The sequence below is a fragment of the Thiomonas sp. FB-6 genome (assembly GCF_000377645.1).
Lineage (GTDB): Bacteria > Pseudomonadota > Gammaproteobacteria > Burkholderiales > Burkholderiaceae_C > Thiomonas_A.
Genome location: NZ_KB898479.1, coordinates 55,117 through 74,736, shown reverse-complemented (window position 1 = coordinate 74,736; position 19,620 = coordinate 55,117). Strand labels below are relative to the sequence as shown.

Annotated in this window: 14 protein-coding genes; 10 read left to right on the top strand and 4 right to left on the bottom strand. The window is 73.1% G+C overall.

Features of this window, described 5'->3' with window-relative positions; translation table 11 throughout:
- Positions 1 to 3: 3 nt before the first annotated feature.
- Entirely contained in the window at positions 4 to 786 is a 783-nt protein-coding gene (locus D466_RS21300; protein ID WP_018913488.1) for a 4Fe-4S dicluster domain-containing protein, read from the bottom strand.
- Positions 783 to 3,854, bottom strand: coding sequence for a molybdopterin oxidoreductase family protein (locus D466_RS21295; RefSeq protein WP_018913487.1), 3,072 nt, complete (start codon positions 3,852 to 3,854; stop codon positions 783 to 785). Before D466_RS21295 ends, D466_RS21300 begins: the two co-directional genes overlap by 4 nt.
- Positions 3,855 to 4,043: 189 nt before the next feature.
- Here D466_RS21295 and recC point away from each other — a divergent pair, with 189 nt between their 5' ends.
- The 9 genes from recC to ypfH all read left to right on the top strand — a co-directional run bounded on the left by recC (position 4,044) and on the right by ypfH (position 17,170).
- Positions 4,044 to 7,580 (top strand): exodeoxyribonuclease V subunit gamma, encoded by a 3,537-nt coding sequence (recC, locus tag D466_RS0109510; protein WP_018913486.1) that lies wholly within the window; start codon positions 4,044 to 4,046, stop codon positions 7,578 to 7,580.
- A gap of 6 nt (positions 7,581 to 7,586) precedes the next feature.
- Positions 7,587 to 11,219 carry an exodeoxyribonuclease V subunit beta gene (gene recB / locus D466_RS0109505; protein WP_018913485.1) on the top strand — a complete coding sequence of 1,211 codons (3,633 nt, stop codon included), beginning with the start codon at positions 7,587 to 7,589 and terminating at the stop codon, positions 11,217 to 11,219.
- Positions 11,216 to 13,267 (top strand): exodeoxyribonuclease V subunit alpha, encoded by a 2,052-nt coding sequence (gene recD / locus D466_RS0109500; RefSeq protein WP_018913484.1) that lies wholly within the window; start codon positions 11,216 to 11,218, stop codon positions 13,265 to 13,267. Before recB ends, recD begins: the two co-directional genes overlap by 4 nt.
- Positions 13,268 to 13,377: 110 nt before the next feature.
- On the top strand, positions 13,378 to 13,854 hold the full coding sequence (locus D466_RS0109495) for a MarR family winged helix-turn-helix transcriptional regulator (RefSeq protein WP_018913483.1): 477 nt from the start codon (positions 13,378 to 13,380) through the stop codon (positions 13,852 to 13,854).
- A gap of 2 nt (positions 13,855 to 13,856) precedes the next feature.
- Positions 13,857 to 14,405, top strand: coding sequence for a cytochrome b (locus tag D466_RS0109490; protein ID WP_018913482.1), 549 nt, complete (start codon positions 13,857 to 13,859; stop codon positions 14,403 to 14,405).
- 4 nt (positions 14,406 to 14,409) lie between these two features.
- Positions 14,410 to 15,003 carry a YceI family protein gene (locus D466_RS0109485; RefSeq protein ID WP_018913481.1) on the top strand — a complete coding sequence of 198 codons (594 nt, stop codon included), beginning with the start codon at positions 14,410 to 14,412 and terminating at the stop codon, positions 15,001 to 15,003.
- Positions 15,004 to 15,037: 34 nt separating this feature from the next.
- Positions 15,038 to 15,697 carry a YceI family protein gene (locus tag D466_RS0109480; protein ID WP_018913480.1) on the top strand — a complete coding sequence of 220 codons (660 nt, stop codon included), beginning with the start codon at positions 15,038 to 15,040 and terminating at the stop codon, positions 15,695 to 15,697.
- Between the two features lie 12 nt (positions 15,698 to 15,709).
- Positions 15,710 to 16,324 carry a glutathione transferase GstA gene (gene gstA / locus D466_RS0109475; RefSeq protein WP_018913479.1) on the top strand — a complete coding sequence of 205 codons (615 nt, stop codon included), beginning with the start codon at positions 15,710 to 15,712 and terminating at the stop codon, positions 16,322 to 16,324.
- A gap of 96 nt (positions 16,325 to 16,420) precedes the next feature.
- On the top strand, positions 16,421 to 17,170 hold the full coding sequence (gene ypfH, locus D466_RS21290; protein WP_018913478.1) for an esterase: 750 nt from the start codon (positions 16,421 to 16,423) through the stop codon (positions 17,168 to 17,170).
- A gap of 73 nt (positions 17,171 to 17,243) precedes the next feature.
- Here ypfH and D466_RS0109465 read toward each other — a convergent pair whose 3' ends face one another.
- Both D466_RS0109465 and D466_RS0109460 read right to left on the bottom strand, forming a co-directional pair.
- Entirely contained in the window at positions 17,244 to 18,047 is an 804-nt protein-coding gene (locus D466_RS0109465; protein ID WP_018913477.1) for an enoyl-CoA hydratase-related protein, read from the bottom strand.
- 39 nt (positions 18,048 to 18,086) lie between these two features.
- Positions 18,087 to 19,043 carry a helix-turn-helix transcriptional regulator gene (locus D466_RS0109460; RefSeq protein WP_026285087.1) on the bottom strand — a complete coding sequence of 319 codons (957 nt, stop codon included), beginning with the start codon at positions 19,041 to 19,043 and terminating at the stop codon, positions 18,087 to 18,089.
- 77 nt (positions 19,044 to 19,120) lie between these two features.
- Between D466_RS0109460 and D466_RS0109455 the strand changes: the two genes are divergently transcribed.
- On the top strand, positions 19,121 to 19,591 hold the full coding sequence (locus D466_RS0109455) for a DUF4863 family protein (RefSeq protein WP_018913475.1): 471 nt from the start codon (positions 19,121 to 19,123) through the stop codon (positions 19,589 to 19,591).
- Positions 19,592 to 19,620 lie beyond the last annotated feature (29 nt).

Genomic DNA, 19,620 nt, shown 5'->3' with positions numbered 1-19,620 from the left:
GGTTCAGCGTCTTGCCGGCGCGGCGTCGCGGATCGCGTGGGTGGGGGCGGCGGCCGGTTGCGCGGCCTCGCCGGCCAGGCCGATCAGCGCGCCCAGCCAGTCGAGCACGCCGGCGCCTCGCGGCGCTGCTGCCGGCTGCTGCGCGGTCTGCGCCTCGGGCGTGGCCTCGCGCATGCTGCGGCGCGGCAGGTATTGGTTGGCCGGGCGCGTGCCCAGCTCCGGCATGGGCGCGAAGCCGCCGCGCTCGGCGATGGCCCGCGAGACCTCCGAGTCCGGGTCGTCCACGTCGCCGAACAGGCGCGCGTTGGTCGGGCAGGCGTTCACGCAGGCCGGCTTGCGGCGGCTTTCGGGAATCGAGTTGTCGTGCACGCGGTCCACGCACAGCGTGCACTTGGTCATCACGCCGCGGGGCTCGTCGAATTCGCGCGCGCCGTAGGGGCAGGCCCAGGAGCAGTACTTGCAGCCGATGCACTTGTCGGCGTCGACCAGCACGATGCCGTCCTCGGCGCGCTTGTAGGAGGCGCCGGTCGGGCACACCGGCACGCAGGGCGCGTCCTTGCAGTGCAGGCAGCTCTTCGGGAAGTGCAGCACCTCGGTGGCCGGGAAGGTCCCGAGCTCGAAGGTCTGCACGCGGTTGAAGAACACCCCCGAGGTGTCGGGGCCGAAGGGGTCGATGTCGCTCAGCGGCCCGGCCGCGCCCGAGGTGTTCCACTGCTTGCACGAGGTCACGCAGGCGTGACAGCCCACGCAGACGTCGAGGTCGATGACCAGCGCGAGCTGGGTCATGGCTGGGTCCTTTCACGAAGTTCCCCGGAGGCCTCCGGGGTGGCCTGCGAGCGATTGCGCGCGCCGGCCATGTATTGCAGGATGCGCCGCGCCGTGCCCTCGCCGCGCAGCTGGCCCGGTGCCGCGGGGGGCGCCTCGTGCGAAGGCCAGGTGCGCTGCGCCGCCAGCGGCTGCAGGTCGTCGCGCGACGCGCGCAGCGCCTCGCCCTGCACGCTCGCGTAGCGGGCGGGGTCGGCGTCGGCGCTGGTCTCGTCGGCGCGCGCCGGGTAGATGCGCACGCGCAGGTCGTACCAGCCGGCCTGGCCGGTCACCGGATCGCTGTTCGACAGCGGGCCGTGGCTGGCCGGCAGCTCGTCGGTGATCACGTGGTTGAGCAGGAAGCCGCGGCGCGACTCGTCGGCCCCGGGCTCCAGGCCCCACATGCCGCCCGCCTTGCCGATGGCGTTCCAGGTCCACACCGTGCCGGGTTCCACCGCTTCCGAGTACTGGGCCAGGCAGCGCACCTTGCCCCAGGGGGATTCCACCCACATCCAGGCGCCGTCGTCGATGCCGGCGTCGCGCGCCGTGGACGGATGCAGGTGCAGGCGGTTGTGGCCGTGGATCTGGCGCAGCCAGGCGTTCTGCGAGTCCCAGGCGTGGTACATGGCCATCGGACGCTGGGTCACCGCGGCCAGCGGGAAGGCCTCGAGGTCCACCGCCTGGTGTTCCAGCGGCTCGCTCCAGCGCGGCAGCGGATCGAAGTGCTCGAACACCCGCTCGCGCAGGTGGTGCGGCGGCTGGCGCCCCTCGGCCTGGCCGCCGGCGGCGAGCCGGAAGGACTGCAGGATGTCGCTGTAGATGGCGATCACCGCGGGCAGCTCCAGCTTGCGCCAGCCGTGCTCGCGGGCGTACTTCAGGTAGTCGCGGTTGACCCCGCGCATGTAGCGCATGGCGTGGGGCAGGTGGGTCAGGTGCACGCAGTCGTGGCTGGCGTACTCCTCCCACTGGCGCGGGTTGGGCTCGCCCTTGAGCGACTTGGAGCCGTCGGCGCCGCGCCAGCCGCTGAGAAAGCCGATGCCCGAGCCCGGCGCCGTCTCGTAGCCGACGATGAACTCCGGGTAGCCGGCGTACTTGCGGCCGCCGTCCGCTTGCGTGAAGGAGGGCAGGCGCAGGCGCGAGGCCAGCTCGATCAGCACCTCCTGGAAGGGCTTGCACTCGCCCAGCGGCGGCACCACGGGCACGCGCACCGAATCCATCGCGCCGTCGTACTCGGAGATCGGCCGGTCGAGCATGGACATCGCGTCGTGCCGTTCCAGGTAGGTGGTGTCGGGCAGCACGAGGTCGGCGAAGGCCGTCATCTCGCTGTGGAAGGCGTCGGCCACCACCAGGAAGGGAATGCGGTACTCGCCGGACTCGTCGCGGTCGCTGAGCATGCGGCGCACCCGCTGCGTGTTCATCGACGAGTTCCAGGCCATGTTGGACATGAAGATCATCAGGGTGTCGATGGGGTAGGGATCCCCGCGCCACGCATTGGTGATCACGTTGTGCATCAGCCCGTGCACCGCCAGCGGGTGTTCCCACGAGAAGGCCTTGTCGATGCGCATGGGCCGCCCCTGCTCGTCGACCATCAGTTCCTCGGGGCGCGTGGGCCAGCCCAGCGGCGCCGCCGGCAGCGGGGTGTTCGGGCGCACCTGATCCCAGCTGTTGATGGTGCGAACGCTGGGCGGGATTTCCTTCGGATAGGGCGGCTTGTGGCGAAAGCCCCCGGGCACGTCGATGGTGCCCAGCAGGCTCATCAGCACGGCCAGGCCGCGGATGGTCTGGAAGCCGTTGGAATGCGCGGCCAGGCCGCGCATCGCGTGGAAGGCCAGCGGGCGCGCGCGCACGCTGGCGTGTTCGCGGCCCCACCAGTCGGTCCAGGGCTGCGGCTCGTCCCAGGCTTCGTCCAGCGCGCAATGGGCCATTTCCTCGGCCAGGCGCTCGATGCGCCCGGCGGGAATGCCGGTGATGCCGGCCGCCCACTCCGGGGTGCAGGTCTCGGTCTGCTCGCGCAGCAGTTGCAGCGCCGTGGCCACGGGGGTGCCGTCGGGCATGGTGTGGCGCCCCCACAGCGCGGGCTGCACGCCCTCGGTCCAGGCCGGCACCGGGGCCTGCGCGGCCTCGTCCCACCACCAGAAGTTCAGCGGAGCGTCGGGCGAGCCCTCGTCGGCCTGCGGGTTGCGCAGCAGCATGCCGTCCTGCGCATGCCCGGGCTGCACCCGCACGAGTTGCGCGGCGTTGGTGTAGCGCACCGCGAAGTCGCGGTCGAAGCGTTCGCGGCGCAGCAGCAGGTGCAGCAGCGCCATGAACAGCGCGCCGTCGCTGCCCGGGCGGATGGGAATCCATTCGTCGGCCACCGCCGAGTAGCCGGTGCGCACCGGGTTGATGGAGATGAAGCGCCCGCCGCGGCGCTTGAATTCCGAGATCGCGGTCTTCAGCGGGTTGCTGTGGTGGTCCTCGGCGGTGCCGATCATCACGAACAGCTTCGAGCGCTCCAGGTCCGGACCGCCGAACTCCCAGAAGCTGCCGCCCACCGTGTAGATCATGCCGGCCGCCATGTTGACCGAGCAGAAGCCACCATGCGCGGCGTAGTTGGGCGTGCCGAACTCGCGCGCGAACAGGCCGGTGAGGGCCTGCATCTGGTCGCGCCCGGTGAACAGCGCGAAACGCTTCGGATCGGTGGCGCGCAGATGCCCCAGGCGCTGCTCCAGCAGCGCGAAGGCCTCGTCCCAGGAGATGGGCTCGAACTCCCCGGCCCCGCGTTCCGAGCCCGGCTTGCGGCGCAGCGGTCGGCTCAGGCGGGCCGGCGACACCTGTTTCATGATGCCGGCCGAGCCCTTGGCGCAGATCACGCCCTTGTTCAGCGGATGGTTCGGGTTGCCTTCGATGTAGCGCACCTCGCCGTCGCGCACGTGCACGTGGATGCCGCAGCGGCAGGCGCACATGTAGCAGGTGGTGGAGCGCACTTGCGTGTCGCCGGGAGGCTTCGCCTGCGGATCGTGCAGCGCTTCGCCGATGGAGAACACGCGGTTCCAGAGTTTGTCGATCATGGCCGGGATTTCGGGTGCCGGAGGGCAGTGCATGCGAATTTAGGAATCTTTCGTTCCGAAATCCAACGAATGCTTTGTGTAGCATCCAGCGATTTTTTCGATCAATGGGGCTCCGCGGCCCTGCCGGGCACGCCAGCGCCTACACTGCCTGGGCCTCGCCAGCCGCCCCGGAATCCCCGCCCGACCGCCTTGCCCGCCGCGCCCTCCGCACCCCCCGATGCCCCTTCCGGCCTGCCTCCGCGCGGGCTGCTGGTGCTGCACGGAAACCGTCTGGAAACCCTGCACGAACTCCTGCTGCACTGCCAGCAGCGCTGGCCGCTGGAGCCCATGCGCACGGAGCTGGTGCTGGTGCAGAGCAACGGCGCCGGCGAGTGGTTCAAGGCCGCGCAGGCCCAGGCCCAGGGCATCAGCGCCGCCTTGCGCGTGGAGCTGCCCTCGCGCTTCGTGTGGCAGACCTGCCGGGCCGTGCTGGGCGCGGCCGAACTCGGAGCGCGTTCCCCGCTGGACCGCCAGGCCCTGGTCTGGCGCGTGCTCCGCGTGCTGCCGCGCCTGGCGCGGGCGCCCGGTTTCGAGGCCATCGCCGCCTTCCTGGCCGATGGCGAGGCGCTGCGCATGCTGCAACTGGCGCAGCGCCTGGCCGGGCTCTACGACCAGTACCAGGTGTACCGGGCCGACTGGCTGGAAGCCTGGTCGCGCGGCGAGGACCTGCTGATCGACGCCGCGGGCCGGCACCAGGCGCTACCCGAGGGGCAGCGCTGGCAGGCTGCGCTGTGGCGCGAACTGCTCGAGGGCCTGGGGGCGCAGGCGCGGCTGCTGGTGCGTCCGCAGGTGCAGCAACGCGTGCTGGAGCGCCTGCATGCCGCGCCCCCCGGCAGCCTGGATCTGCCGCCACGGGTGAGCCTGTTCGGCGCCGCCACGCTGGCGCCGGCCGTGCTGGAGCTGCTGGTGGCCCTGTCGCGCCACGCGCAGGTGCTGATCGCGGTGCCCAACCCCTGCCGCTACCACTGGGCCGACATCATCGAGGGGCGCGAGCTGCTGCGCGCGCCGCGCCGGCGCCAGCCCCTGCGTGGCGGGCGCGACCTGGGTGCCGTGCCGCTGGAGTCCATGCACGCGCACGCCCACCCGCTGCTCGCCGCCTGGGGTCGCCAGGGCCGCGACTTCATGCGTCAACTGGAAAGCCATGAAGACCATGAGGCCCGGCCGCGCGGCGCGGCGCCGCAGGCCGCGGAACTGCCGCGCACCGACGTGTTCGACGAGTCCGAGCCGCGCAGCCTGCTCGGGCAGGTGCAGGCGGCGATCCGCGACCTGCTGCCGCTGTCCGAGCACGCCGCGCCGCCGATCGCCGCCGAGGACGACTCCATCCAGTTCCACGTCACGCACGGGGCGCTGCGCGAGGTCGAGGTGCTGCACGACCGCCTGCTCGAACTGCTGGCCCGCGATGCCGGAACCCAGGCCGCGCTGCGCCCGCGCGACATCGTGGTGATGGTGCCCGACATCGAGGTCTTCGCCCCCGCGGTGCGCGCGGTGTTCGGGCAGTACGGCGGCGGCGATGCGCGCCACGTTCCCTTCGACATCGCCGACCTGCGCCGGCGCAGCGGCAGCTCGCTGCTGCTGGCGCTGGAATGGGTGCTGGGCATCGCGCGCCACCGCGCCGCTTTCAGCGAGATCTGCGACCTGCTGGAGGTTCGGGGCATCGCCGCCCGCTTCGGACTCGACCCCGACGGACGCGCGCTGCTGCTGCGCTGGATGGCCGAGTCGGGCGCGCGCTGGGGCCTGCACGAGCGCCAGCGCGCCAGCTTCGGCCTGCAGGCCTGCGGCGAGCAGGGCAGCTGGGCCTTTGCCTTGCGCCGCATGCTGCTGGGCTACGCCAACGGCGAGACGCCGGCCTGGCTGGGCACCGAACCGATGGGCGAACTCGGCGGGCTCGATGCCGCGCTCGCGGGCTCGCTGCACGCCTTGCTGGAAGTGCTGCAGGGCTGGTGGGAGACCTCGCGCGAATCGGCCACGCCCGAGCGCTGGGCGCGGGCCGCGCGCGAACTGCTCGAGGCCCTGGTGCTCGCCGCCGACGAGTCCGAGACCCAGGCGCTGGCGGCGATGCACGAGGGCCTGGCCCAGTGGCTGCTGGACTGCGAGTGCGCCGGATTCGAGCAGGCACTGCCGCTGGAGGTGTTCGCCCAGGCATGGCTGGCGCGCATCGACGACACCAGCGTGGCCGGCCGCTTCCTGGCCGGCGGCGTGACCTTCTGCAGCCTGCTGCCGCTGCGCGCGATTCCTTTCCAGGTGGTGTGCCTGCTGGGCATGAACGAGGATGCCTACCCGCGCACCGCGCAGCGCAGCGACTTCGACCTGATGGCCTTGCCGGGGCAGTACCGCCCCGGCGACCGTTCGCGCCGCGACGACGACCGCTACCTCATGCTCGAGGCGCTGCTGTCGGCGCGCCGCGTGCTCTACATCAGCTGGTGCGGGCGCAGCGCGCGCGACAACTCGGAGCTGGCGCCCTCGGTGCTGGTCTCCCAGCTGCGCGACTACCTGGCCGCCGGCTTCGCCGCGGCGCAGCCCGGGCCGGGCGAGCCGCCGGGCCAGGCGCTGCTGCGCCAGCGCAGCACCGAGCACGCGCTGCAGCCCTTCGGCCGGCGCTACTTCGAGCCGGGCGGCCCGCGTACCTATGCCCGCGAATGGTTCGCCCTGCATGGCTCGCCCGCCGAGACCGGCGCGGCCACGCTGCGGCGCCCGGCCGAGGCCGAGGCGGCTCCGGCCGCCACGCTCGCGGACCTCGCCGCCTTGCTGCGCAATCCGGCGCGCCTGTACCTGCGCAGCGCGCTGGGGGTGGTGTTCGACGACGCGGACGAACTCGCGGACGACGACGAGGTGTTCGAGCTGGCGGGCCTGCAGCGCCACGGCCTGCTGCAGGAGCTGCTGCGCGACCCCCGCCAGCTGCTGCAGCAGCAGCGGCCGGATCCCGAAGCCCTGTTGCATGCCCGCCTGCTGCGCGCGGCGGCCGCCGGGCGCCTGCCCATCGGCGGCCCCGGCACGCGGGCGGCCGAGCAACTGCGGCGCGAACTCGCGCCGCCGCTGCGTGCCTGGGCCGAGCTGGCGGCGCGGCACGCGCACGAACTCCCGCGTGCCGCGCTGCGCCTGGACCTGGACGCCGCGCAGCTGGGCGGCGGCACCGGCGACGCGCCCGCGCTGGACGACTGGATCGACGGCCTGCGCCAGATCGACGGCTCCGGCGCGGCGCTGCGCCTGGAGCTCGGCGCCTCGCGCCTGCTGCGCGACGGCCGGCCGCGCGTGGACCGGCTGCTGCCCACCTGGCTGGGCATGCTCGGCGCCTCGGCCGCGGGCCTGCGCTGCGAGGGCTGGCTGCTCGGCCCCGATGCGGCGCTGCACTGGAGCGCGGTGGAGCCGGACACGGCGCGCGCGCGCCTGGGCGAGCTGCTGCGGGCCTGGCGCCTGGCCCGCCTGGAGCCCTTGCCCTGGGCCCCGCGCACGGCCATCGAGCATGTGCGCGGCAAGCCGGCGCGCGCCGTCTACGAGGGCTCGCGCCACGCGCGCGGCGAGGCCGAGGACGCCAGCCTGGCGCGCCTGTATCCCGACTTCGGCGCGCTGTGCGCCGACGGCCGTTTCGAGACCTTCGCGCGCCAGCTGTTCCTGCCGGTGTGCGAATGGGCGAGCCAGGGGGTGCAGGTGCTCGACCCCGCGGAACTGGAGCACGGCGCGGGCCGTTGAGCTGCCATGTCCGACACCGTCCATCCGCTCGACGCGCTGTGCCTGCCGCTGTGGGGCAGCCGGCTCATCGAGGCCAGCGCCGGCACCGGCAAGACCTGGACCATCGCCGCGCTGTACCTGCGCCTGGTGCTGGGGCACGGCGAATCCGGCAGCGCATGGCGCGAGCCGCTGGCGCCCGCGCGCATCCTGGTCATGACCTTCACGCGGGCGGCCACGCAGGAGCTGCGCGAACGCATCCGTGCACGCCTGGCGCAGGCGGCCGCATGTTTTCGCGGCGAGGCCGAGCCCGCCGCCGACGACGAGTTGCTGCGCCAGCTGCTGCACGCTGCCGGCGACGCCGCGCAACGCGAGACCGCGGCGTGGCGCCTGGCCCTGGCCGCCGATTCGATGGACGACGCCGCGGTGTTCACCATCGACGCCTGGTGCCAGCGCATGCTGCGCGAGCACGCCTTCGACAGCGGCAGCCTGTTCGACGAGGAGTTGCTCGCCGACGACACCGCGCTGCGCCAGCGCGCGCTGCGCGACGTGTGGCGCCGCGAGATCTATCCCTTGCGCGGGGAGGAACTGGGCGGGCTGCTGCGCCTGTGGCCCGAGTACCCGGCCTTCGAGGCCGCGGTGGGTGCCCGCCTGGCGCGGCGCGCCGCCACCGGTTCGGCGCGCGAACTGGAGCAGGCGGGCGCCCTGGGGCCGGCCTGGAGCCGCGTCGACGCGCTGCGCCGCGAGGCCATGCGGGGCCTGCGCGCGGCCTGGCGCGAGCAGCTCGGGCCCATGCGCGCCTGGATCGAGGCCCAGTGCGCGCAGGACTCCCCCTTCAACGCCCGCATGGTCTCGCCAGCGCGCCTGGCGCCGTGGTTCGACGCCCTGCAGCAATGGGCGCAGGCCGACGACGGCGAAGCCGTGGAGCTCGAGGACAAGGCCTGGCAGCGCCTGCAGGCGCAGGGCCTGCGCGAGGCCCTGAAAAAAGGCCGCGAGCTGCAGCCGCCGGAAGGCTTCGAGGACCTGGCCGGCCTGCGCGAGCAGCTGCGCGCCCTGCCGCGCGCCGATGCCGAGCTGGCCGATCGCGCCTGCGCGGCCGCGGAGCGGCAGCTGCTGGAGCTCAAGCGCCAGGCGCGCAGCTTCGGCTTCGTCGACCTGCAGCAGCGCCTGGCGCAGGCCGTCGAGGGCCCCGGCGGCGCAGGCCTGCGCCAGCGCATCCGCGAACAGTATCCGGTGGCCCTGCTGGACGAATTCCAGGACACCTCGGCCCTGCAATACCGGCTGTTCGACAGCCTGTACCGCGTGGGCGCGAACGACCCCGAGGCCGCCCTGCTGCTGATCGGCGATCCCAAGCAGTCCATCTACGGCTTCCGCGGGGCCGACATCGACAGCTACATCCGCGCGCGCCGCGCCACCGCCGGGCGCCACTACGCGCTGGACACCAACTACCGCTCCACGCAGGCGCTGGTGCAGGCGGTCAATCGCCTGTTCGAGCGCGCCGAGGGCGAGCAAGGCGGCGCCTTCGGCTATCGCGACGGTAGCGACGACCCGCTGCCCTTCGTGCCGGTGCGCGCCCGCGGACGCGAGGAGACCCTGTGCACGGCGGCGGGCGAGCTGCCCGCGCTGTGGATCGAGTACGACACCGAACTGCGGAACTCTTCCGAGGCGCTGGCGGACTACGCGCGCGCCTGCGCCGAGACCGTGGTCGGGCTGCTCGGCGATGCGCACTGCGGCTTCCGCGGCCCGGCGGGGCTGCGGCGCCTGCGCCCGCGCGACATCGCGGTGCTGGTGCGCACGCGCGAACAGGCATGGCAGGTGCGCGCCGAGCTGGGGCGCAGGCGCGTGGCCAGCGTCTACCTGAGCGAGCGCGAATCGGTGTTGGCCAGCGCCGAGGCGCGCGACCTGCTGCGCTGGCTGCGGGCGGTGGCCGAGCCGCGCGATGCGCGCCTGGCGCGCGCGGGCCTGGCCAACGCCAGTTTCGGACTCGAGCTGGCGGAGCTGGAGGCGCTGGCGCGCGACGACGAGGTGTTCGAGGCGCACGCCCAGCTGCTGCTGGAACTGCACGAGCTTTGGCGCTCCCAGGGGGTGTTGCCGATGCTGCGCGCCACGCTGCACCGGCTGGGGCTGGCGCGGCGCTGGCTGGCGCGCGACGGCGGCGAGCGGCGCCTGACCAATGTGCTGCACCTGGCCGAGCTGCTGCAGCAGGCCAGCTCCGGCGTGGACGGCGAGCAGGCGCTGCTGCGCTGGCTGGAGCAGGCCGTGGCCGGGCGTGCCGGCGCCGCCGACGAACAGGAGCTGCGCCTGGAAAGCGAGGCCGACCTGGTGCGCGTGGTGACCATCCACAAGTCCAAGGGACTGGAGTACCCGGTGGTGCTGCTGCCCTTCGCCACGCATTTCCGCAGCGCCGACGGCGACGACCAGGACGAGAGCGAACCCGATGGGGACGATGCCGGCGGCGGCGAGGGCGGCGACGCCGAGTCGCGGCGCCTGCGCGAGGACCTGCGCCTGCTCTACGTGGCGCTGACCCGCGCGCGCCATGCCGTGTGGATGGGGGCCGCGCCGCTGCGCCGCGGGCGCGCCTCGCAGTGCCTGCTCGCGCGCAGCGCACTGGGGTGCCTGCTCGGCGCCTTGCCCGGTGGCGGCCCCGAGCAGCTCGAGACCCTGCTGCGCGCGACCTGGGGCTCGCTGCCCCGGCTGCGCCTGCAGCCGCGCCGCCCGGTGGAGCCGCCGAGCCTGCTGCGCGCCGAAGCGCGGGCCGTGGAGCTGCGCGAGCCCGAGGTGTACGACGCCCGTTTCGAGCGCGACTGGCACATCGCCAGCTTCAGCGCGCTGGCGCGCAACCTGGCACCGCTGCGCGCGGCCTTCGGGGCGCGCCAGCACGCGTCCGACGACACCGCGCAGGAGACACAGCCCGCCGGCGTGCGCGGCGCCGCGGCGCGTCACGCCTTCGCGCGCGGCGCGCGCGCCGGCAGCTTCCTGCACGAGCAGCTGGCCTGGCTGGCCGAGCAGGGCTTCGCCGACGACGCCGCCACGCGTAGCGCCTTCGCGCAGCGCTGCGCGCGCCAGGGCTGGGAAGCCGAGGCCGACGAGGCCTGGGTCTGGCTGCAGCAGGTGCTGCGCACCGCGCTGCCACCCCTGGGCGCCAGCCTGCGCCAGCTGCGCGCCAGCCTGGCGGAAATGGAATTCTGGTTCCCCGTGGACGCCGCCAGCGCGGCGGCGCTGGACCGCCTGTGCGCGCAGGCCTGGCTGGGCACCCGCGAGCGCGCGCGCCTGGACGAGCGCCGCGTGCACGGGCTGGTCATGGGCTTCGCCGACCTCGTGTTCGAGCACGAAGGGCGCTACTGGGTGCTGGACTACAAGTCCAACGCGCTGGGCGATCGCGATGCCGACTACCACGCCGAGGCGCTGGCGCAGGCGATGGCCGCGCATCGCTACGACGTGCAGGCCATGCTGTACCTGCTGGCGCTGCACCGCCTGCTGCGCCAGCGCCTGGGCGCCGCCTACGAGCCGCGGCGCCAGCTCGGCGGCGCGCTGTGCCTGTTCCTGCGCGGCATCGAGGGGCCCGAACGCGGCTGTTTCGCCATGCCGGCCGACGTGGACTGGCTGGACCGGCTGGATCGCCTGCTGAGCGAGGGCGAGACCCTGGAGGAGCCGCGGCGATGAATCTGCCCCTGTTCGCCGCGGCCGAGCGCGAGCGCGTGCTGCGCTGCCTGCGCGCCTGGGCGCAGGCCGGATGGTTGCGCCATCTGGACGCGGGCTTCGCCGGCTTCGTCGCCGAGGCCGCGCCGCGCGACGACCCGCAGGTGCTGCTGGCGGCCGCGCTGGTGGCGCAGCTCGAAGGTCTCGGGCATGTCTGCCTGGACCTGCACGGGCCGGCCTGGGCGGAACTGGGCCTGCAGCCGGCGCTGGCCGCGCAGCTGCTGGAGCTGGCGGGCGAGCTGGCACCGGCGGGCGAGGACCCGGCGACGGCGTGGACGCGCGCGCTGCGCGACGCCGAGGCGGTGTGGTGCGTGGATGCGGGCGACGGCGCCGACCGGGGCCAGCCGCTGGTGTTCGAGCAGGGGCGCCTGTACCTGCGGCGCTATCGGGAGTACGAGCGGCGCCTGGCCGGGCAATGGCTTGCGCGCGCCCGGCGCCGCGAGGCGCCGGGCGCGCCGCGCACGGCGGCGGCGCTGCGCCTGCTGTTCGGCGAAGCGGGCGCCGCGTGCGCCGCAACCGACGCCGCAACCGACGCCGCAACCGACGCCGCAACCGACGCCCCGGCCGATGCGCCTGCCGATGCGCCGCTCGACTGGCAGCGCATCGCCTGCGCGCTGGCGCTGCGCTCCGGGGTGGGCGTGATCACCGGCGGGCCCGGCACGGGCAAGACCTTCACCGCCGCGCGCCTGCTGGTGCTGCTGTTCGCCACCGCGCCCCGGCCCGAACAGTTGCGCGTGGCGCTGGCGGCGCCCACGGGCAAGGCCGCCGCGCGCCTGAAGCAGTCCATCGACGGCGCGCTGCGCGAGCTCGCCGGCCGCCTGGGCGAGCACGAGTCCGCGCTGCGCCTGGCCTCGCGTATCGCTCCCGCGCGCACCCTGCACGCACTGCTGGGCGCGCGCGGCGACACGCGGCGTCTGCGGCATCACGCCGGCAACCCGCTGGACCTGGACGTGCTGCTGGTGGACGAGGCCTCCATGGTGCACCTGGAAATGATGGCCGACCTGCTCGATGCGCTGCCCGCGCATGCGCGCCTGGTGCTGCTGGGCGACAGCGACCAGCTGGCCAGCGTGGAGGCGGGTGCCGTGCTCGGCGAGTTGTGCGCGCATGCGCGCGATGGACACTACCGGCCGCAGACGGTGTGCGAGGTACGCGAACTGTGCGGGCAGACCATCCCGCCGGAGTTGCAGGACGCGGCCGGGCCGCTGCTGGCCCAGCAGGTGTCGATGCTGCGTCGCAGCCGGCGTTTCGGCGGGGGCATCGCCGCGCTGGCCGACGCGGTCAATCGCGGCGATGCGGGCCTGGCTCAGACGCAACTGCGCGGGCATGAGGACCTGCGCTGGCACGCCGAGGCGCAGCCGCGCGATGTGTGCGAGGCCGTGCTGGCCGACGCGGGGCTGCGCGCCTGCCTGCAACTGGCGCGTGCCGGCGTCGAAGGCGAGCGCGGACAGGCCGATGCCTGGGCCCTGCGCGTGCTGCAGGGTTTCGATGCGCTGCGCGTGCTGTGCGCCTTGCGCCAGGGGCCCTGGGGGGTCGAGGCGATGAATCGCCAGATCGAGCAGGCGCTGCGCGCACGTTCGCTGCTGGGCGAGGGCGCGCCGTGGTACGAGGCACGTCCGGTGATGGTCACGCGCAACGATCCCGAACTGGGCTTGTTCAACGGAGACGTGGGCATCGCGCTGCGCGGGCCGGCAGGCGCGCTGCGCGTGGCCTTCGCGCAGGCCGCGGGGGTGCGCTGGGTGTCCCCCGGGCGCCTGGCCCACGTGGAGACGGCCTTCGCCACGACCGTGCACAAGTCGCAGGGTTCGGAGTTCGCGCATGCCCTGCTGGTGCTGGGCGACGGGCTGGGCGTGACCCGCGAACTGGTCTACACCGGCGTGACCCGCGCGCGCTCGCGCCTGAGCCTGTTCACCGCGCAGGAGGGCGCGCTGCGCCAGGGCCTGGAGCGCGTGACCCGGCGCAGCAGCGGCCTGTCGTGGCGCCTGGGCCCGCGGGCCGAGGACACGGAGGCCTGATCCGGGTCAAAAGCCCTACGAAATATCGGGGCATTACATATTGTTCTAACGCGAACTAGTATCTGCTATCCCTTCCTTGCATGCATCCCTCACCCCCGCCTGGCCCCGCGATGTGCTCCGCCCGCGCCCACCTGCCGCTGCTGCGCGAACTCGTGCGCGCCTACCAGGCTTTCGAGCGCTATTCGGCCGCGCACGTGGCTCAGCTAGGCCTGACCCCGGCCCAGTTCGACGTGCTGGCCACGCTGGGCAACACCCCGGGCATGAACCCCAAGACCCTGGGCGCCAGGACCCTGATCACCAAGGGCACGCTGACCGGGGTGGTGGACCGTATGCTGGCGAAGGGACTGGTGCGCCGCGATCCGGACCCGCAGGACGGCCGCGGCCAGATCGTGTGCCTGACCGAGCGCGGGCAGGCCCTGTTCGAGCAGGTGTTCCCGGCGCACGGCGCCCACGTGGGCCGGGTCTTCGAACGACTTTCCGATGTCGACTTCGCCCGCGCCACCGAACTGCTGCACGCGATCCGGCTGGCCTTCGAGCAGGCGCAGCGCGCGCAACCCGGCCCTGCCGGCCCTCACGAGGAATCCTGACCATGGTCCAGCCGTCCCGGCGCTACACCGGTATCGCCATGCTGTTGCACTGGCTCGTCGCCCTGCTGATCTTCGGGATGTTTCCCCTCGGCCTGTACATGCACGGGCTGCAACTGTCGCCGCGCAAGCTCGAGCTGTATTCCTGGCACAAGTGGTTCGGCATCACCGTGCTGCTGCTGGTGGTGCTGCGCATCGTCTGGCGCGTCGGCCATCGGCCTCCGCCGCTGCCCGGCTCGGTGCCGCGCTGGCAGGCACGTGCCGCCGAGTCCCTGCACGGCCTGCTGTACCTGCTGATCCTGGCCATCCCCCTGTCCGGCTGGGCGCTGAGCTCGGCCGCGGGCGTCCAGGTGGTGTGGTGGGGCGTGCTGCCGCTGCCCAATCTGCTGGCGCCCGACCACGCGCTGGCCCGCGACCTGGCGCGCCTGCACGGCCTGCTGAACTACACGATGGCCGCGGTGGTCGCGGCCCACGTGGGCGCGGCTCTGAAGCACCAGTTCATCGACCGCGACGGCGTGCTGCTGCGCATGCTGCCCGGCCCTTCCAAGGAGTGAGGTGATGTACGACTCGGCCTTCCCGTGTGTCGCGCGGGCTCTCGCGCGCCCCTTCATCGTCCCGCTGGCCGCGCTCGGCCTTTCCGCCGCAGCGCAGGCCGCTCCCGCGGTCTATGCGCAGGTGCAGCCCGGCGCCCAGGTGGACTTCCAGGCCACGCAGATGGGCGTGGCCATGAAGGGGCATTTCGGCACCGTGCACGCGCAAGTGCATTTCACGCCGCAGGATCCGAAGACCAACAGCGTGCAGGTCTCGGTGGACACGGCCAGTGTCGACGCCGGCAGCGGCCAGACCAACGAGCTGTTGCGCGGCGCCGACTGGCTCGACGCCAAGGCCGACCCCCAGGCGCGCTTCGTGTCCAGCGCCTGGAGTGCCGCCGGTCCGGGGCGCTACTGGGTGGACGGGCAGTTCACCGTGCGCGGGGTCACGCACCCGCTGCGCGTGCTCGTGAGCACCCATGCGCAGGGCCAGGCGCTGGCCATGGACGCCGATTTCAAGCTCCAGCGCGGCATCTGGGGCCTGGGCAGCGGCAGCTGGGCCGATACCAGCGTGGTGGCGGCGGACATTCCGGTGCACGTGCACCTGGTGGTCGCCCCCTGATCTCCCTTCCCCCATGACAAGCAGGAAATCTCCGATGAACATCCTTTCCCGACTGAGTCTCGCGCTGGGCTGCGGCGCGTTTTCGCTGGTCGCGCTGGCGGCACCCGCCGGCGCGGCCGACGCGCCCGCGCCGGTGCAGGCCTATACGGTGCAACACGCCGATGCGGCCGGCAGCTACACGATCGACCCCGACCATTCGAGCGTGCAGTTCAGCATCGGCCACGCCGGCGTCGCGCTGGTGGACGGCGCTTTCACCAGGCTCAGCGGCAGCTTCCACTTCGACCCGCGCGACCCGAAGGCCGACAAGGCCGACATCACGGTGCAGGTGGACAGCGTCACCACCTATCTGCCGGCGCGTGACAAGATGGTCGCCGGCGCCGGCTTCCTCGACGCCGCGAAGTACCCGACCATGCACTTCGTCGGCACCCGCTACGTGCCGCACGGCCCGCGCGGCGGCGTGCTGCACGGCGAGCTGACGCTGCACGGCGTGACCCGTCCGGTGAGCTTTCGCGTGCGCCTGATCGGCGCCGGCGACGTGCCTTCGCTGCCCAAGCCCTGGGGCGGCTATCTCAGCGGTTTCGTCGCCGACGGCGTGATCGACCGCACCCAGTTCGGCATCGACACCTACTCGGCCGGCATCGGCCACAAGATCCACGTGCGCGTGGCCCTCGAATCCGTGCGCAACCCCTCCTGAGGAGCCCTTCCCATGAAACTGTATTTCTCCCCCGGCGCCTGCTCGCTGTCCCCGCACATCGTGCTGCGCGAACTCGGCCTGCCGGCCGAGCTGGTGAAGGTGGACCTGGGCGCCAAGACCTATGACGGCGGCCAGGACTTCCGCGCCGTCAACCCCAAGGGCTACGTGCCCGTGCTGCAGCTCGACGACGGCTCGGTGCTCACCGAAGGCCCGGCCATCGTGCAGTACCTGGCCGACCAGAAGCCCGCGTCGGGCCTGGCGCCGGCCAACGGCAGCCTCGAACGCTACCGCCTGCAGGAGTGGCTCAACTTCATCTCCACCGAACTGCACAAGCAGTACAGCCCGCTGTTCAATCCCCAGTTCTCCGAAGAGGTCAAGGAACTGCAGCGCCAGCGCCTGTACGGCCGCTTCGACTACCTGGCGCAGGTCCTCGGCGCCCAGGACTTCCTGATGGGCACGCAGTTCACGGTGGCCGACGCCTACCTGTTCACGGTGCTGGGCTGGTCGGACCACGTGAAGCTGGACCTGTCGCGCTGGCCCGCGCTGCAGGCCTACCTCGAGCGCGTGGCCCAGCGCCCGGCGGTGGCCGCCACGCTGGCCGCCGAGCGCGAGGCCAGGAAGTCCTGAGACCGCCGGCAAAACCCCTGCCGCGACGCGCTACTGGCCGGGCGGCGTGCACTATGGCATGCTGGGCATGCACGCACGCCCGGACCCTGCACTGACATGCCGCCTTCCGCCTCGACCCCGACTTCGGCCCCTGCCGCCATCCCCGCCCAGGCGCCTGCCTCGCGGGTCATCGCCCGCCCCGCCGGCCAGGCGCAGCAGCTGGTGCTGCTGTTCCACGGCTACGGTGCCGACGAAGCCGACCTGGAACCCCTGGGGCGCAGCCTGGCGGCCGAATTCCCGCAGGCCTGCGTGGTCAGCCTGCGTTCCCCCGAGCCCTGCGCCGCCGGGCGCGGCTACCAGTGGTTCGAGCTGCAGGGCATCACGGAAGCTAACCGGGCCGAGCGGGTGGCCCGGGCCATGCCCGGTTTTCTCGACGCGATCCGCCACTGGCAGCGCGAGACCGGCACCACGGTGGCGCAGACCGCGCTGGTCGGTTTCTCCCAGGGCGGCATCATGGCGCTGGAATCCACGCGCGATCGCGAGGCGCCGGCCGGGCGCGTGGCCGGCATCGGCGCGCGCTTCGCGCTGCTGCCCACGCGGCCCAGCGCCGGCACCACGCTGCACCTGCTGCACGGCAAGCGCGACCCGGTCATGCCCTACGCGCTGACCGTCGAGGCGGCCGAGCACCTGGTGCGCCTGGGCGCCGACGTCACCGCCGACGTGCTGCCCTTCGTGGGCCACGAAGCGGGGCCGGAGGTGGCGCGCTGCCTGCTGCAGCGCCTGCGCACCTACGTGCCGCTGCGCGTGTGGCGCGAGGCCATGGCCGCCGACCCGGGCACGCCGGGCGAGGGCGGCACCTTTCACTGAAGGCGGCCCCCGACGGGGTCGGAAAGCGTCTGGGCCAAGGCGCCTGGGCCGGATCTCCCGCGCCGGAACGGCCTCAGCGTCCTCCGGTGCCGGGCGGCGCCCACGGCGCCGGCTGCTTGGCGAGGAAGGCGGCGAAGCCCTTGCGCGCCTCCTCGGTGCCGCGCACGCGGCTGATGGTGCGGGCGGTGAGCTCCACCACCTCGTCGCTCACCGGGCCCACCTCCAGCGCGGCGAACAGCTGCTTGATCTCGCGCTGCGCCTGCGGCCCGCCTTGCAGCAGTTCGTCCACCGTGCGCTGCACCGCGGCGTCCAGCGCGTCGGGCGCCACCACCTCGTGCACCAGGCCGATGGCCAGCGCCTCGGCGGCGCCGATGCGCCGCATGCTCAGGGCCAGGCGCCGCGCCTGGCGCCGGCCCACGGCGTTGACCACGTAGGGGCCGATGACCGAGGGCAGGATGCCGAATCGCGCCTCGCTCACCGCGAAGCTGGCCTGCTCGGAGGCGATGGCGATGTCGCACACGCAGGCCAGCCCGAAACCGCCGCCCAGCGCCGCGCCCTGGATGCGTGCCAGCGTGGGCTTGGGGCAGGTGTCGATGCGCCGCAGCATCGCGGCGAAGCGCCGCGCGTCGGCCAGGTTCCACGCCTCGTCGGCCTCGCTGGCGCGCTGCATCCACTTCAGGTCGGCTCCGGCGCTGAAATGCTTGCCCTCGCCCGACAGCACGACCACGCGCACCGCGGGGTCGGCCGCCGCCTGCGCGAAGGCGGCGTCGAGCTCGGCGATCATGGCCTCGTCGAAGGCGTTGAACACCTGCGGGCGGGCCATGCGCAACTCGGCGACGCCGCCGGCGTGGCGGAGGACGGACAGGGTATCGGGCATCGAAGGAACTCCGTGGGAAAGGGGGGGCGGCGTGCGGACTCAGGCCAGGTGCAGGGCTTCGCGCGCCAGCGCGCGCAGCGCGACGAAGGTCGGCTGCAGCGCCTGGGCGCTGGTGTCGAGCGAGAACTCGGCCTTGGCGTAGAAGGGCTCGCGTCCGGCCAGGATGGTACGCAGGTCCCCCATGGCCTCGGCGCTGGCGGCCATCGGGCGCAGGTCGCCCTGGTTGATCACGCGCTGCATGTGGTCCTGCGGCGTGGCGCGCAGCCAGATGGTCGTGCAGTGCGCGAGCAGCAGATTGAAGGTGGCGGGTTCGGAGACCAGCCCGCCCGGCGTGGCGATCACCGCCTCGGTGTACAGCTGGACGGTCTCTTCCAGCGCGCGGCGCTCGTAGCGCCGGTAGGCGTTCATGCCGTACAGCGACTGGATCTCCGCCACGCTGCAGCCGGCGAACTGCTCGATCTCCCGGCTGAGTTCGACGAAGGCGAAACCCAGGTCCTCGGCGAGCATGCGCCCCAGCGTGGACTTGCCGGCGCCGCGCAGGCCCACCAGCGCGATGCGCGAACTGCGCGCCGCGTTGTCGCCGCCGGTGCCCAGCATCTCGCCGATGGCCGCGCGCACACGCTGCAGCGTGGCTTCGTCGCGGTGCTCCAGCAGTTCGCGGATCAGCACCCACTCGGGCGAGGATGCGGTGACGTCGCCCAGCAACTCGGCCAGCGAGCACTGCAGCGCCTGCGCCACCTGCAGCAGCACCAGCACCGAGGCATTGCCCACGCCGCTCTCCAGGTTCGCCAGGTGGCGCTCGGAGACCTCCGAGGCCTGCGCCACGGCCTTGCGCGTCAGCCCGCGGCGCGCGCGCAGCGCGCGCACCCGCTCGCCAAGCGCGACCAGGAAGGGGTTGCGCCCCGGCGCGCCAGCGCGCAGCGCGCGCGCTCCCTCGTCCGGCGCGGTCGCGCCGGCCTCGGAAACCGGAGAATCATGCAATATAGTGCTTGACATCGAGCGGGCGGAATTTTAGATTGACGGCAAGCACAATACTGCATATCGACCCGTCCCACAACCACGGAACCCGCGCGATGTCCTGCTTGTCCGATCTGCATCAAGCCGTGGCCGAATTGACCGCGGCCATTGCCAGCCAAGCCCTGGACGAGGCGCTGCAGGCGCGGCTCAACCATGAATTCCCCGCTGACAGTCCGCTGATGCAGCGCATTCGCGCGGCCTGCGACCAGGGCGTGGCCGAAGGCCTGATGTGCCAGCGCGAGGCCGGGGGCATTCGCTACGGCAGGCTGTTCAAGCCCGAAGAGGCCCTGCAGGGCTTTTCGGTGGACCTGGTCGACATGCAAGACATTGCAGGTCCGCAGCATGTGCATCCGCTGGGGGAGATCGACCTGCTCATGCCCCTGGACCCCGAGGCGAGCTTCGACGGCCACGCCACGCCCTGGGTGGTCTACGGCCCCGGCAGCGCGCACCGGCCCACGGTGCGCGGAGGGCGCGCGCGCGTGCTGTATCTGCTCCCGCAGGGCCTGATCGAGTTCGCACGCGCCTGAACGCCGCGCAGCCGCGGCTATAGTGTTTC

What these genes read in the sequence shown, in the direction of transcription:
- D466_RS21300 (WP_018913488.1), bottom strand. Translation starts at nt 786, where the DNA reads ATGACCCAGCTCGCGCTGGTCATCGACCTCGACGTCTGCGTGGGCTGT.
- D466_RS21295 (WP_018913487.1), bottom strand. Translation starts at nt 3,854, where the DNA reads ATGATCGACAAACTCTGGAACCGCGTGTTCTCCATCGGCGAAGCGCTG.
- recB (WP_018913485.1), top strand. Translation starts at nt 7,587, where the DNA reads ATGTCCGACACCGTCCATCCGCTCGACGCGCTGTGCCTGCCGCTGTGG.
- recD (WP_018913484.1), top strand. Translation starts at nt 11,216, where the DNA reads ATGAATCTGCCCCTGTTCGCCGCGGCCGAGCGCGAGCGCGTGCTGCGC.
- D466_RS0109495 (WP_018913483.1), top strand. Translation starts at nt 13,378, where the DNA reads ATGTGCTCCGCCCGCGCCCACCTGCCGCTGCTGCGCGAACTCGTGCGC.
- D466_RS0109490 (WP_018913482.1), top strand. Translation starts at nt 13,857, where the DNA reads ATGGTCCAGCCGTCCCGGCGCTACACCGGTATCGCCATGCTGTTGCAC.
- D466_RS0109485 (WP_018913481.1), top strand. Translation starts at nt 14,410, where the DNA reads ATGTACGACTCGGCCTTCCCGTGTGTCGCGCGGGCTCTCGCGCGCCCC.
- D466_RS0109480 (WP_018913480.1), top strand. Translation starts at nt 15,038, where the DNA reads ATGAACATCCTTTCCCGACTGAGTCTCGCGCTGGGCTGCGGCGCGTTT.
- gstA (WP_018913479.1), top strand. Translation starts at nt 15,710, where the DNA reads ATGAAACTGTATTTCTCCCCCGGCGCCTGCTCGCTGTCCCCGCACATC.
- ypfH (WP_018913478.1), top strand. Translation starts at nt 16,421, where the DNA reads ATGCCGCCTTCCGCCTCGACCCCGACTTCGGCCCCTGCCGCCATCCCC.
- D466_RS0109465 (WP_018913477.1), bottom strand. Translation starts at nt 18,047, where the DNA reads ATGCCCGATACCCTGTCCGTCCTCCGCCACGCCGGCGGCGTCGCCGAG.
- D466_RS0109460 (WP_026285087.1), bottom strand. Translation starts at nt 19,043, where the DNA reads ATGTCAAGCACTATATTGCATGATTCTCCGGTTTCCGAGGCCGGCGCG.
- D466_RS0109455 (WP_018913475.1), top strand. Translation starts at nt 19,121, where the DNA reads ATGTCCTGCTTGTCCGATCTGCATCAAGCCGTGGCCGAATTGACCGCG.